The organism is Aurantimonas manganoxydans SI85-9A1, from assembly GCF_000153465.1.
Lineage (GTDB): Bacteria > Pseudomonadota > Alphaproteobacteria > Rhizobiales > Rhizobiaceae > Aurantimonas > Aurantimonas manganoxydans.
Genome location: NZ_CH672387.1, coordinates 2,954,549 through 2,967,635 on the forward strand (window position 1 = coordinate 2,954,549; position 13,087 = coordinate 2,967,635).

The 13,087-nt window shown below is 66.9% G+C and carries 11 protein-coding genes and 1 pseudogene; 9 read left to right on the top strand and 3 right to left on the bottom strand.

Annotation, left to right across the window (positions count from 1 at the left end):
* Positions 1–24 precede the first annotated feature (24 nt).
* The 3 genes from preA to SI859A1_RS13990 form a co-directional block, all read right to left on the bottom strand.
* Positions 25–1,368 (bottom strand): NAD-dependent dihydropyrimidine dehydrogenase subunit PreA, encoded by a 1,344-nt coding sequence (gene preA, locus SI859A1_RS13980; RefSeq protein ID WP_009210376.1) that lies wholly within the window; start codon positions 1,366–1,368, stop codon positions 25–27.
* A gap of 12 nt (positions 1,369–1,380) precedes the next feature.
* Positions 1,381–2,817, bottom strand: coding sequence for an NAD(P)-dependent oxidoreductase (locus tag SI859A1_RS13985; RefSeq protein WP_009210377.1), 1,437 nt, complete (start codon positions 2,815–2,817; stop codon positions 1,381–1,383).
* 267 nt (positions 2,818–3,084) lie between these two features.
* Complete coding sequence (locus SI859A1_RS13990; RefSeq protein ID WP_244401005.1) at positions 3,085–4,239, bottom strand: alpha/beta hydrolase; 1,155 nt, start codon at positions 4,237–4,239, stop codon at positions 3,085–3,087.
* A gap of 600 nt (positions 4,240–4,839) precedes the next feature.
* Here SI859A1_RS13990 and SI859A1_RS22155 point away from each other — a divergent pair.
* From SI859A1_RS22155 to rpmA, 9 genes and pseudogenes are all read left to right on the top strand, one after another.
* Positions 4,840–5,250 (top strand): annotated as a pseudogene (locus SI859A1_RS22155) (cell wall hydrolase); the annotation flags it as partial.
* 239 nt (positions 5,251–5,489) lie between these two features.
* A complete protein-coding gene (locus SI859A1_RS14000) occupies positions 5,490–6,269 on the top strand; it encodes a hydroxypyruvate isomerase family protein (protein ID WP_244401007.1) in 780 nt (259 codons plus the stop codon).
* A 147-nt stretch (positions 6,270–6,416) separates the two neighbouring features.
* The gene (locus SI859A1_RS14005; RefSeq protein ID WP_009210381.1) at positions 6,417–8,234 is read left to right on the top strand and encodes an IlvD/Edd family dehydratase; all 1,818 of its coding nucleotides are present in this window, start codon (positions 6,417–6,419) and stop codon (positions 8,232–8,234) included.
* A 91-nt stretch (positions 8,235–8,325) separates the two neighbouring features.
* Positions 8,326–9,078, top strand: coding sequence for an SDR family oxidoreductase (locus tag SI859A1_RS14010; protein ID WP_009210382.1), 753 nt, complete (start codon positions 8,326–8,328; stop codon positions 9,076–9,078).
* A 47-nt stretch (positions 9,079–9,125) separates the two neighbouring features.
* Entirely contained in the window at positions 9,126–10,112 is a 987-nt protein-coding gene (gene denD, locus SI859A1_RS14015) for a D-erythronate dehydrogenase (RefSeq protein ID WP_009210383.1), read from the top strand.
* Positions 10,113–10,151: 39 nt separating this feature from the next.
* Entirely contained in the window at positions 10,152–11,057 is a 906-nt protein-coding gene (locus SI859A1_RS14020) for an NAD(P)-dependent oxidoreductase (protein ID WP_009210384.1), read from the top strand.
* A 123-nt stretch (positions 11,058–11,180) separates the two neighbouring features.
* Positions 11,181–11,849, top strand: coding sequence for a GntR family transcriptional regulator (locus SI859A1_RS14025; RefSeq protein WP_009210385.1), 669 nt, complete (start codon positions 11,181–11,183; stop codon positions 11,847–11,849).
* 236 nt (positions 11,850–12,085) lie between these two features.
* A complete protein-coding gene (locus tag SI859A1_RS14030; RefSeq protein ID WP_009210386.1) occupies positions 12,086–12,706 on the top strand; it encodes a 50S ribosomal protein L21 in 621 nt (206 codons plus the stop codon).
* 48 nt (positions 12,707–12,754) lie between these two features.
* Positions 12,755–13,024 (top strand): 50S ribosomal protein L27, encoded by a 270-nt coding sequence (gene rpmA / locus SI859A1_RS14035; protein WP_024350276.1) that lies wholly within the window; start codon positions 12,755–12,757, stop codon positions 13,022–13,024.
* Positions 13,025–13,087 lie beyond the last annotated feature (63 nt).

Sequence of the window (13,087 nt, forward strand, 5' to 3'; positions counted from 1 at the left end):
TGCCTACCGGCGTTCTGCGCGCCGCTACTCGGCGGCGTCGGGCAGCACCACCGGCTCGGCGGCGTGCTGCCGGCGCTCCTTTGCCATCGGATTGTTCGGATGGCTGGTCCAGTTGCCGTATGTGTCGGGGATCGGCCGCTTGGTGCGCGGATCGAAGCCGGTGATCCGCTCCATGGTGATGCAGTCCTCGACCGGGCAGACGTCGACGCACAGATTGCAGCCGACGCATTCCTCGTCGATCACCTCGAACTTGCGGATGCCGTCGAGCATGCTGGTGATCGCCTGATGCGAGGTGTCCTCGCAGGCGATGTGGCAACGCCCGCAGGAGATGCACTTGTCCTGATCGATCCGCGCCTTGGTGACGTAGTTGAGGTTTAGATACTGCCAGTCGGTCACGTTGGGGGCGGCGCGGCCGCGAAAATCCTCGATCGAGGCATAGCCCTTCTCGTCCATCCAGTCGGACAGGCCGGAGCTCATCTCCTTCACCACCTTGAAGCCGTAGGTCATCGCCGCGGTGCAGACCTGCACGGTGCCGCAGCCGAGCGCGATGAACTCCGCCGCGTCGCGCCAGGTGGTGATGCCGCCGATACCCGACATGGGCATTCCGATCGTCTCGGGATCGCGGGCGATCTCCGCCACCATGTTGAGAGCGATCGGCTTGACCGCCGGACCGCAATAGCCGCCATGGCTGCCCTTGCCGTCGATGGTCGGGGTCGGGGCGAAATTGTCGAGATCGATGGAGACGATCGACGAGATGGTGTTGATCAGCGACACGGCGTCGGCGCCGCCCCTCCTGGCCGCCCGGGCCGGGAAGCGGATGTCGGTGATGTTCGGGGTCAGCTTGACGATGACCGGCAGCTTCGAGTGCTGCTTGCACCAGCGCGCGACCATCTCGATATATTCGGGCACCTGGCCGACCGCCGCGCCCATGCCGCGCTCGCTCATGCCGTGCGGGCAGCCGAAGTTCAGTTCCACCCCGTCGGCGCCGGTCTCCTCGACCAGAGCCAGGATCTTCTGCCAGGGCGCCTCCTCGCAGGGCACCATCAGCGACACGATCATCGCCCGGTCGGGCCAGTTGCGCTTGACCCGCGCAATCTCCTCGAGATTGGTATCGAGCGCCCGGTCGGTGATCAGCTCGATGTTGTTGAGGCCCAGCAGCCGCCGGTCGGGGCCATAGATCGCGCCGTAGCGCGGGCCGTTGACATTGACCACCGGTGGGTCTTCGCCGAGGGTCTTCCAGACGACGCCGCCCCAGCCCTGCTCGAAGGCGCGCTGGACGTTGTATTCCTTGTCGGTCGGCGGCGCCGAGGCGAGCCAGAACGGGTTCGGCGAGGAGATGCCGAGGAAGTTCGTTGCGAGATTGGCCATGGCTCATTCTCCCTAGATCCGACCGGGGGTCAGTGCTTCGACCGCATCGGACATGACACCCGCAATCCGGGCGCCGAGCCCGTTCTCCGCCGCCAGCGCCGCATGGATGCTTTCGGCCGCAACCTTGCCGTCCTCGACCGCCACGACGGTGAGGTCCTCGCCCTCGAAAATGCAGTCGCCGCCGGCCCAGACGCCCTTGAGCGACGTGCGCCGCTCGGCATCGACGCGGATGCGGCCGCGCTCCAGCGCAATGCCGTCGCTCTCGTCGTCGAGACCGTCAGGCAGGAAGCTCTGGCCGATCGCCTTGAAGATCTGGTCGGCCTCGATGGTCACCGTCTCGCCGGTGCCCGCCAGCCGCCCATCCTCGACGCGCGTGCGCTCCAGTTCGATGCCGCGGACATGGCCGCCCTCGGCGAGAATGCTCTTCGGCTGCAGATGGCAGCGGATCTGCACGCCGCGGGTCTGGGCGATCTCCTGCTCGTAGGCCGAGGCGTTCATCGCGTCCTGGCCACGGCGATAGGCGATGGTCACCTCCTCCGCGCCGAGCGCCTTGGCCTGCACCGCCGCGTCGACGGCGGTCATGCCGCCCCCGATGACGACGACGCGGCGCCCGACCGGCAGGTTGGCGAGATCGGTGGTCTGGCGCAGATCGGCGATCCAGGCGACGGCGTCGGCCGAACCGCTGCTCGTCTCGCCCTCGGCGCCGAGCGCATTGACGCCGGCCAGCCCGAGCCCGAGGAAGACCGCGTCATAGTCGCGGCGCAGATCGGCGAGATGGATGTCGCGGCCGAGCGCCTTGCCGGTTTCCAGCGTGATGCCGCCGATGGAGAGGATGAAGTCCACCTCGCGCTGGGCGAACTGTTCCGTCGCCTTGTAGGCGGCGATGCCGTATTCGTTGAGGCCGCCGGGCTTGGGCCGTGCGTCAAAGAGCGTGACGTCGTGCCCGTGCAGGGCGAGGCGATGGGCGCAGGAGAGGCCCGAAGGACCGGCGCCGACGACGGCAATTGTCCTGCCGGTCGGCTCGGCGCGGGTGAAGGGATGCTCGCCCGCCTCCATCAGATGGTCGGTCGCATAACGCTGCAGGAGGCCGATCTTCACCGGCTTGCCCTCGCCCACCTCGCGGACGCAGACTTCTTCGCACAGGGTCTCGGTCGGGCAGACGCGGGCGCACATACCACCGAGTATGTTCGCTGAGAGGATGGTCTTGGCCGCGCCGGTCGGATTGCCGGCCTGGATCTCGCGGATGAACAGCGGGATGTCGATCGACGTCGGGCAGGCCGTCATGCAGGGCGCGTCGTAGCAGAAATAGCAACGATCGGCCTCGACCAGTGCCTCGTGCTGCTCGAGCGGCGGATGGATGTCCGAGAAATTGCCCGCCAGCTTGTCGGGAGCGAGGCGCCCCGCGCCGATATCGGGCCGGAACGGTCGGGTTTCGTTCATGCGTCGCATCCCCCTCGAAACCTTCCAGGGAGCCGGCGACGGCGATTTTCCGGCCTTCGACGGCTCGTGGAAGATTAGAATGATGCCAGTTTTTCAAAAGGTCAAATTTTTTATCGTCTGGTCAAAAATTGACCCGATTGCCTCTCGGGCAACACCGACAATTGCCGCCACCGGCGAGGCAATGAACGCGATCCGATGCGCGCGTGCCGAACGACACGCCGTTCCCACCGCGCGCCGGTCCTGCGCCCGAAAGCCGAAGGCGATTGCGGCCCGGCCCTACTGGCCGGTGGCCGTCTGCAGGGTGCCACCGAGATTGCGGCCCATATTGCCGACCTGCCGGCCGAACTCCTCGCGGCCGCGCTGGCTGATGAGCGCGCCGGGGGCGGTGACGACGGCGCCGGCCGCCGAGCCGACGGTCTGGGCCGTGCCGAGAGCCGCCGCGCCAAGGGTCTCGCCAAGGGAGATGCCCTCTTCGCCGATCGCCTGCCCGGCGATCAGCCGTTGCCCGATCAGCCGCACGATCTGCGGGCTCTCGGCGAATTTGCTGTGATTGAGGGCCGAGCCTGACTGCAGCGCGGAGAGGTCGATCACGTCGACACCCTTGGCCTCGATGCCGCTGCGATACGGTTCCTGCGACACGTCGATGGCGCCGAGGCGCTGGACGCCGCCGGCCAATCGTCGCGACACCTGCAGCGCCCGGTCGTCGGTCGAGGCGAAGATCGTCAGCCGCGTGCGCTGCGTGTCGATCTCGTCGAGCTGGCGTGAGAAGACATCGACGTCGAGATCGGGCGAGGCGAGGATCACGTTGCGGACCTTGGCCGGCAACTTGCCGCGGCGGATCGACAGCTGGCGCAGCGCCTCCATCGTCAGCCAGCTTCCCATCGAATGGGCCATCACCGTGACATTGCGCACGCGCGGATCGTCGGCGGCCTTCTCGATGATTTCTTCCAGCGCGTTGCGCGAGAAATTGGCGCTCTCGCGGTCGTAGAGATAGTCGAAGACGCTGCCGTGGGATGGCCAGGAAAACAGGATCGGCGCCGCCGAGGCCGCCGTGTCATGGGCGATCTGGGCGAAGCGGAAGACCGATTCCTCGTAGGTCGTGTTGAAGCCGTGAACGAAGATCAGGACGTCGCCCTGCTTGGTTCCCGCAACCCTGTCGAACCAGCGCTGTGCCGCCGCATCGTCCATCGGCGCCAGCTTCAGCACCGCGAATTCGGTCTGCGGATTGGCCGCGTTGGCGGTGGGATAGGTCAGTTCGCCGGCATTGCGATTGGCGGAGGGCGGGACCGAGACGACGATGTTGTCCACCGACAGGGTGTTGCCGCGATCGCCGGTATAGACGACGCCGGCGACCGGCGACGGCGCGCGCGTGGTGGCGACCAGCATGTCGACCGTGCTGGCGCCGGCGACGGTTCCGGCGATCGGCACCATCGTGCCCAGGGGCCGCCCCGCGCAGCCCGCAACGGCGAGAAGCAGGCAGACAAGGAGCGACAGGCCGGGGCGAGGAAGGCTGCAGGTCAGGATCGAAGCCTCCGATGGGCGCGGAACGGGACAGGCTGGCGGGCAACCCGCCTCGCTGGACATCACGGCGTCACAGCGGCCGACGTCCAGCATCGAAAAGCCGACGTTGCGTTGCCAGTGAACCGCCCCTTCGGCATAGCCGCTCCGCAGGCGAATCTCCAGTCCGCCGGAGCGTCCGGCATGCCCCCGCACTGCCGTTCGCGGAGCCCGCAAGACCGGTGCCGCGGCGGCCTTCCCGGCAAACCCACCGGAATTTCAGACAATTTTAACGATGCCGGTCGAGAGGCCTCCGGTTGCCGCGTCGTCTGAACGTCCGGTTAAGAAATTTCGGCGATTTGTCGGGTTTGGGCGCCGGCGATGCTGGCCGTGCCCCGACACCCTGCTGAGGCTTGCCGCATGGCATTTCGAACCACCATCACGCGCGCCCGGGCGACACTGGCGCTTCTTGCCCTGGTCACTGTGCTGGGCGCCTGCGCCGGCGGGCCGCGCCTGCGGCCGATGACGGCGCATGAATGCATGACTCGGGTGATGTATTTCGAATCCAACCGCAGCAGCGAAGAGGGCATGATCGCGGTCGGCACCGTGGTGATGAACCGGCTGGAGAGCGGCCGCTACCCCACGACCGTCTGCGGCGTTGTCGGCCAGAAGAACCAGTTCGCGCCGGGCGTCCTCACCCGCTCGATGGAAAAGGGCAAGGATCTCGCCTCGCGGACCGCGACCAAGGTGCTGAACGGCGCCCGCCACCGCAATGTCGAGAAGGCGATGTTCTTTCACACCGCCGGCATGACCTTCCCCTACACCAACATGCATTACCTGATCGAAGCGGGCGGCAACGTCTTCTACGAAAAGCGCAAGAATGCCCGGCGGCTGAGCGATCCGCCATTCCGCAATCCCGAGCCCTACGATCCCCGGCGCCCGGCCGCCCAGCCGTCCGGCATGACGACCATGGCCGCATCCCGGTCGGCAGGTTCCACCAGCGCCGCGCTGGAGCCGATCAGCATCGACGACCTGATCCGCGCCGACCGCTACTGATCGCCGCCTCGCTCGCCTCACCATGGCGAGTCTTTCCGCGACGGCCCCTTTGCGTCCAGATCACGCATGGGCCATAGCGGGGCCTTGCGTATCCACAGGGGATGCGCAGCGCCTTCTGGAGATCAGCCGTGCCGACGATCCGCTTTTCCGCCAATCTCGGATTCCTGTGGCAGGAGCTTGCCCTGCCCGACGCCATCCGGCGCGCGAAGGACGCAGGCTTCGACGCGGTCGAGTGCCACTTCCCCTATGCGGTCGATCCGGCTGCGGTGAAGGCAGCGCTCGACGAGACCGGCCTGAAGATGCTCGGCCTCAACACCAGCCGCGGTGATCGCGAGGGTGATTTCGGCCTCGCCGCCCTGCCCGACCGGGTCGAGGAAGCCCGCGCCGCCATCGACCAGGCCGTCGACTATGCCAGCGCGATCGGCGCCGGCGCGGTGCATGTCATGGCAGGAAAGTCGCAAGGTGTGGACGGCGCGCAGGCGACGTTCGAGGCCAATCTCGCCTATGCCTGCGAGGCCGCCGGCGACATGACGATCCTCATCGAGCCGATCAACCAGCGCGATGCGCCGGGCTATTTCCTGTCCTATCAGGCGCAGGCCGCCGACATCGTCGCGCGGGTCGGCAAGCCCAATCTGAAGATCATGTTCGACTGCTATCATGCGCAGATCATGGAGGGTGACCTGCTCAAGCGCTTCGAGCAGCATCTACCGATGATCGGCCATCTGCAGATCGCCGCCGTCCCCTCGCGCGGCGAGCCGGACGAGGGCGAAATCGCCTATGACCGCCTGTTGCCGGCCATGGCCGGCTTCGGCTGGGACGGCCATGTCGGCGCGGAATATCGCCCGCGCACGACGACCGACGCCGGCCTTGGCTGGATGACTGCCTACAAGTCGGCCGCGCGCAGCTGACACCCAGCACCAAATCACCCGGCTGCCGATTCATTCACCGCGTGACACCGCGTCACGGGTTGGAACCGACGCCGGGTTAATGTATACATTGCGTCAGAGGCTGCCCGCGTTGCGGATGCAACCAGAGATCGACGTTCCGGAGACCCCATGACCAACGACATCAAAGCCGGTCCGCTGCGCTCGCGCGCGTGGTTCGACAATCCTTCCAATCCGGACATGACCGCGCTGTATCTCGAGCGCTATCTGAATTTCGGTCTCAGCCAGGAAGAGCTGCAGTCGGGCAAGCCGATCATCGGCATCGCCCAGACCGGCTCCGATCTCAGCCCCTGCAACCGCCATCATCTCGAACTCGCCAAGCGGGTCCGCGAGGGCATTCGCGAGGCCGGCGGCATCGCGCTGGAGTTCCCGGTCCATCCGATCCAGGAGACCGGCAAGCGCCCGACCGCGGGCCTCGACCGCAACCTCGCCTATCTCGGCCTTGTCGAGGTGCTCTACGGCTATCCGCTCGACGGCGTCGTGCTGACCATCGGCTGCGACAAGACGACACCGGCCATGCTGATGGGCGCGGCCACCGTCAATCTGCCGTCGATCGCGCTGTCGGTCGGCCCGATGCTGAACGGCTGGTTCCGCGGCGAGCGCACCGGTTCGGGCACGATCGTCTGGAAGGCCCGCGAGATGATGGCCGCCGGCGAGATCGACTATGCCGGCTTCGTCAAGCTGGTCGCCTCCTCGGCGCCGTCGACGGGCTATTGCAACACCATGGGCACGGCCTCGACGATGAACTCGCTGGCCGAGGCGCTGGGCATGCAGCTGCCGGGCTCGGCGGCGATCCCCGCACCCTACCGCGACCGCCAGGAAGTGGCCTATTTGACCGGCAAGCGCATCGTCGAGATGGTCCATGAGGACCTGAAGCCGACAGACATCATGACCAAGGACGCGTTCATCAACGCGATCCGCGTGAATTCGGCCATCGGCGGCTCGACCAATGCGCCGATCCACCTTAACGGCCTCGCCCGTCACCTCGGCGTCGAGCTGACCATCGACGACTGGCAGACCTACGGCGAGGAAGTGCCGCTGCTGGTCAATCTGCAGCCGGCCGGCGAGTATCTCGCGGAGGATTACTACCACGCCGGCGGCGTGCCGGCGGTGGTCAACCAGCTGATGGAAAGAGGCCTGATCCACGAGGACGCGCCGACCGCCAACGGCAAGACCATCGGCGACAATTGCCGCGGCGCGATCATCGAGGACGAGAACGTCATCCGGCCGATCGACCGGCCGCTGATCGACCATGCCGGCTTCCGGGTCCTGAAGGGCAACCTCTTCGATTCCGCCATCATGAAGCTGTCGGTGATCTCCAAGGAGTTCCGCGACCGCTACCTTTCCAATGCCGACGACCCGATGGCCTTCGAGGGCAAGGCGATCGTCTTCGACGGTCCGGAGGACTACCACCACCGGATCGACGATCCGGCGACGGCGGTGGACGAGCGCTCGGTCCTGTTCATGCGCGGCGCCGGCCCGATCGGCTATCCGGGCGCGGCGGAAGTCGTGAACATGCGGGCCCCCGACTATCTCCTGAAGCGCGGCATCCATTCCCTGCCCTGCATCGGCGACGGCCGGCAGTCGGGCACGTCGGGCAGCCCGTCGATCCTCAACGCCTCGCCCGAGGCGGCGGCCGGCGGCGGTCTCGCCATCCTGAAGACCGGCGACATGGTGCGCATCGATCTGGGCCGCGGCACGGCCAACATCCTGATCTCCGACGAGGAGCTCGCCGAGCGTCACAAGGCGCTCGAGGAAGCCGGCGGTTACGCCTATCCGGCGCACCAGACGCCCTGGCAGGAGATCCAGCGCGGCATCGTCTCGCAGCTCTCCACCGGCGCGGTGCTGGAGCCGGCGATCTCGTATCAGCGCCTCGCCCAGGGCGGCATCGACGGCAAGTCCGACCCGGTGCCGCGCGACAACCACTGATCTGACGGGGCGGACCGCGCATGACGCGGCCCGCCCTTTTCACACCATCGCCGCGCATCGCTACGCGCACCGAGAGGAACGGGACAGAGCCATGACGAAACGCCTGGACGGCAAGACCGCCGTCTGCACTGCGGCCGGCCAGGGGATTGGCCGCCAGGTGGTCGAGACCTTCCTGAAGGAAGGTGCCACCGTCTATGCGAGCGATCGCGATGCCGAGAAGCTGGAAGGCCTCGACGCCTTCGGCCCGGTCCATACCGCCGCGCTGGACGTCACCGACAGCGAGGCGGTGAAGGCGTATCTCGCCGGCGTGCCGACCCCGGACATCCTGTTCAACTGCGCCGGCTACGTTCATCACGGCACCATCCTCGACTGCGACGATGCGGCCTGGGACTTCTCCTTCGACCTCAATGTCCGCTCGATGCACCGGATGATCGCCGGCCTGCTGCCGCGCATGCTGGAGGCGGGCGGCGGCTCGATCGTCAACATCTGCTCGGCCGCCGGCCCGGTCAAAGCCGCCCAGAACCGCTACGTCTACATGGCGACCAAGGCCGCGGTGGCGGGCCTCACACGCTCGGTCGCGGTCGACTTCGTCGGCAAGGGCATCCGCTGCAACGCTATCTGCCCCGGCACGATCGAATCCCCCTCGCTGGAAGAGCGGATCGCCGATCTCGGCAAGACCATCGGCGGCACCGACAAGGCCAAGGCGATGTTCATCGAGCGCCAACCCATGGGCCGCCTCGGCAAGCCGTCGGAGATCGCCATGCTGGCAGTCTATCTCGCCTCGGACGAGAGCGCCTTCACGACAGGAACAATGCAGGTGATCGACGGCGGCTGGACGCTCTAGGAGCGCAGCACACGCGACGACACCACGACAACAGGGAAGAGGACACGATGCGGATTCTGGTACTGGGCGCCGCCGGCATGGTCGGCCGGCAACTGATCGAGGCAATCATCGCCGACGACACGCGCCTCGGCGACAAGGTCACCGAGATTGATGCCTTCGACGTCGTCAAACCGGCCTTCGACAGCCAGGCCGGCGGCATCACCATCGCGTGCAGCGCCGGCAACATCGCCGACGAGGCGACGGTGCGCGCCCTGGTCGACAAGCGGCCCGACATGATCTTCCATCTCGCCGCGATCGTTTCCGGCGAGGCCGAGGCCGAGTTCGAGAAGGGCTACGCCATCAATCTCGACGGCACGCGCTATCTGCTGGAGGCGATCCGCCAGCAGGACGGCGTCTACCGGCCGCGCCTCGTCTTCACCTCCTCCATTGCCGTCTTCGGCGCGCCGTTCGAGGACCCGATCACCGACACCTTCCTGTCGGCCCCGCTGACCAGCTACGGCGCCCAGAAGGCGATCGGCGAACTGCTGCTGTCGGATTACAGCCGCAAGGGCTTCGTCGACGGCGTCGGCATTCGCCTGCCGACCATCGTCGTGCGCCCAGGCAAGCCGAACAAGGCCGCGTCGGGCTTCTTCTCCGGCATCATCCGCGAGCCGCTGGCCGGCCACGAAGCGATCCTGCCGGTCGACGACAGCGTGCGCCACTGGGTTGCCAGCCCGGCCGCAGCGGTCGGCTTCCTGCTGCATGCCGCGACGATGGACACCGAGACGCTGGGCGCCCGCCGCTGCCTGACCATGCCCGGCCTGTCGATCACCATCGGCGAGATGATCGAGGCGCTGCGCGAGGTCGCCGGCAACGAGGCCGTCGCCCTGATCCGCCGCGTGCCGGACGCCACCATCGAAAAGATAGTCGCCGGCTGGCCGCGTGACTTCGACGCCTCGCGGGCGTCCGACGTCGGCTTCGTCGCCGACAACAATTTCGCGAACATCATCCGCGCCCATATCGCCGACGAAGCGGCACGCAATGCCGCGGCCTGACCGCCGCGCAGCGTCCCCGGCATTCGAACAGGAGTTTACATGACAGACCGTCCCAGCATCGGCTTCATCGGCGTCGGCCTGATGGGCCACGGCATGGCCAAGAACATCGTCGAGGCCGGCTACACGCTGACCGTCCTTGCTCATCGCAACCGCGAGCCGATCGAGGATCTGAAGTCCCGCGGCGCGAGCGAGGCCGACAGCGTCGCCGACGTCGCGAAGTCCGCCGAGATCGTCTTCCTCTGCCTGCCCGGCAGCCCGCAGGTGGAAGCCGTCGTCGACGAGATCCTCGCCGCGAACGGCGCTTGCAAGACGATCATCGATTCCTCCACCGCCAATCCGGTCTCGACGCGGGCGCTGGCCGAGCGCTGCAGCGAGGCCGGCGTGACGCTGATCGACGCGCCGTTGTCGCGCACGCCCAAGGAAGCCTGGGAGGGCACTCTCGACACGATGGTCGGCGCCTCCGAGGCTGACTTCGAACGGGTGAAACCGCTGCTGGAGACATGGGCCGGCAAGATCGTGCGGGTCGGAGACACCGGCGCTGGGCACACGATGAAGCTGCTCAACAACTTCGTCTCGCTCGGCTATGCTTCGCTCTATTCCGAGGCGCTGGCGATCGGGGCCAAGAACGGCATCGACGCCAAGACCTTCCACGGCGTCATCAGCGGTGGCCGGATGGATTCGGGCTTCTACCAGACCTTCATGAAATACGTGGTCGACCGCGATCGCGACGCCCATAAGTTCACCATCCGCAACGCCCACAAGGACATGCGCTACGTCGTGTCGATGGCCGACCAGAGCGGTATTGCCACTCATGTTTCGGCGTCGGTGAAGAACGGCCTCGCCACCGCCGAGGCGATCGGCCGGGGCAGCGACTATCTGCCGATGCTGTCCGACATCGTCTTCGAGCTGAACGGCGTTCCGATGCCCGACGGTTCGAAGAGCTGACGAAACGATCGGGGCAGCACGGCCCCGGCACCTGAACGAGGGAGGCCGGCACTGACGAAACAGGATGCGACGAACGCACCCCATCGCCGTCCTCCCGCCAGCGGCTCGCGGCCCCGGCCCAGTATGCAGGGCGTCGCCAAGATGGCGGCGCGTGAGCGGGCCTATCACGAGCTGAAGTACCGGATCCTGGAGGGTCGGCTGCCGCCCGGCACGACGCTTCTGGAGACGGAGGTCGCCAACCTCCTGTCGCTCAGCCGCACGCCGATCCGCGAGGCGCTGATCCGCCTCGAGGAGGAAGGCCTGGTCGAGGTGAAGCCCCGGCACGGGGTCACCGTGCGCGCCCAGTCCCTCGACGATCTGGCGGAAATCTACGAGGTCTTCTCGGCGCTGGAGGTGCAGGCCGCGCGCCTTGCCGCCGTGCGGGGGCTCGAGCCGAGCGAGAGCGAACGGCTGAAATCGCTGATGGACCAGATGGAAAAGGCGACGCGCAGCGACGACATCGAGCGCTGGTCGCAGTTCGACGACGCCTTCCATTCGGACATCGTCTCGCTGTGCGGCAATTCCCGCCTGCAGGCGACCCTGCGGCAATATTGGGAACAGCAGTACCGGGCCCGCATGGCGATCATCCCGCTGCGCATCAAGCCGGTCCAGTCCGACCAGGAACACCGGCAGATCGTCCAGGCGATTCTCGACCGCGACAGCGAGGAAGCCGGGCGCCTGCATCAGTTGCACCGCGACCGCACCGACCGGCAGGCGCTGGAACTGCTGCGCCGGCAGGCCGGCAAGCTCTAGCCCGCCGGCGCCCGCCCCGCGACGCTTGCGCTCGACGCTGGGGAACCTTCAGCGCCCCGGACCCGGTTTGACGGCCGGAAGGCTTGACCTTGCGCGGCCTTGCCGCTAGTCACAAATCGCAATTCTGGGCGTGGCACTGCCGCGCCTGTTTGTTTTCGCCCATTCAGTAACCGACTGACAAGAAGACGGTCCGGGTCCTGCGGGACACGAGAACCGATCGAACGAACGGAGCTAAAATGTTCGCAGTCATTAAGACCGGTGGCAAGCAGTACCGCGTTGTCCCCAACGACAAGTTCACCATCGAGCGTCTCCCGGGCGCCGCCGGTGATCTCGTGACCTTCAACGAGGTCCTGATGGTCGGTTCGACCATCGGTGCGCCGTTCGTTCAGGGCGCTGCCGTCACGGCCGAGATCGTCGAGCAGACCCGCGGCAAGAAGGTGATCTCCTTCAAGAAGCGTCGCCGCCAGAACTCCAAGCGCACCCGTGGCCACCGTCAGGATCTGACGATGATCCGGATCGCCGAGATCCTGACCGACGGCAAGGCCCCGTCGCAGACCGCCGCCGCGCCGAAGCCGGCCAAGGTCGCTGCGCCCAAGCCGTCCGCCGAGACGACCGACGCCACGCCGGACGTGCCGATGTTCACCGCCCCGACCGGCGGCGAGCAGGACAAGCTGACCAAGATCAAGGGCATCGGCCCGGTCGCCGAGAAGCAGCTCAACGAGCAGGGCATCACCACCTACGCCCAGATCGCGGCCCTGTCCGACGAGGACGTTGCCCGTATCGACGCGAACATGCCGTTCAGCGCCGCGCAGATCGAAGACTGGCGCGCCCAGGCCGGCGAACTGGCGAAGCAGTAATTCCGGGGCCATATCCCCCGCGAGCCCTGACAGGCAAGGAGACCTACGATGGCACATAAAAAAGCAGGCGGCTCTTCGCGCAACGGTCGCGATTCGGAGTCCAAGCGCCTTGGCGTGAAGAAGTTCGGTGGCGAGTCCGTCATTCCGGGCAACATCCTGATCCGTCAGCGCGGCACGCGCTGGCATCCGGGTGCCAATGTCGGCATGGGCAAGGACCATACCCTCTTCGCGAAGGCCGAAGGCAACGTGGCGTTCCAGCACAAGGCGAACGGTCGCACCTACGTGGCCGTCATGCCGAAAGCCGAAGCCGCCGAGTGACCGGAGCTTCAGAGCGCCGGCGTTCCACCGACCCGGCACTCTGAACCCTCCGAACGATCGGAC

Coding starts and splice junctions, on each gene's coding strand:
- SI859A1_RS14020 (WP_009210384.1), top strand. CDS start 10,152: ATGACAGACCGTCCCAGCATCGGCTTCATCGGCGTCGGCCTGATGGGC.
- SI859A1_RS13985 (WP_009210377.1), bottom strand. CDS start 2,817: ATGCGACGCATGAACGAAACCCGACCGTTCCGGCCCGATATCGGCGCG.
- SI859A1_RS14005 (WP_009210381.1), top strand. CDS start 6,417: ATGACCAACGACATCAAAGCCGGTCCGCTGCGCTCGCGCGCGTGGTTC.
- SI859A1_RS13990 (WP_244401005.1), bottom strand. CDS start 4,239: ATGGTGCCGATCGCCGGAACCGTCGCCGGCGCCAGCACGGTCGACATG.
- SI859A1_RS14025 (WP_009210385.1), top strand. CDS start 11,181: ATGCAGGGCGTCGCCAAGATGGCGGCGCGTGAGCGGGCCTATCACGAG.
- rpmA (WP_024350276.1), top strand. CDS start 12,755: ATGGCACATAAAAAAGCAGGCGGCTCTTCGCGCAACGGTCGCGATTCG.
- denD (WP_009210383.1), top strand. CDS start 9,126: ATGCGGATTCTGGTACTGGGCGCCGCCGGCATGGTCGGCCGGCAACTG.
- SI859A1_RS14030 (WP_009210386.1), top strand. CDS start 12,086: ATGTTCGCAGTCATTAAGACCGGTGGCAAGCAGTACCGCGTTGTCCCC.
- SI859A1_RS14010 (WP_009210382.1), top strand. CDS start 8,326: ATGACGAAACGCCTGGACGGCAAGACCGCCGTCTGCACTGCGGCCGGC.
- preA (WP_009210376.1), bottom strand. CDS start 1,368: ATGGCCAATCTCGCAACGAACTTCCTCGGCATCTCCTCGCCGAACCCG.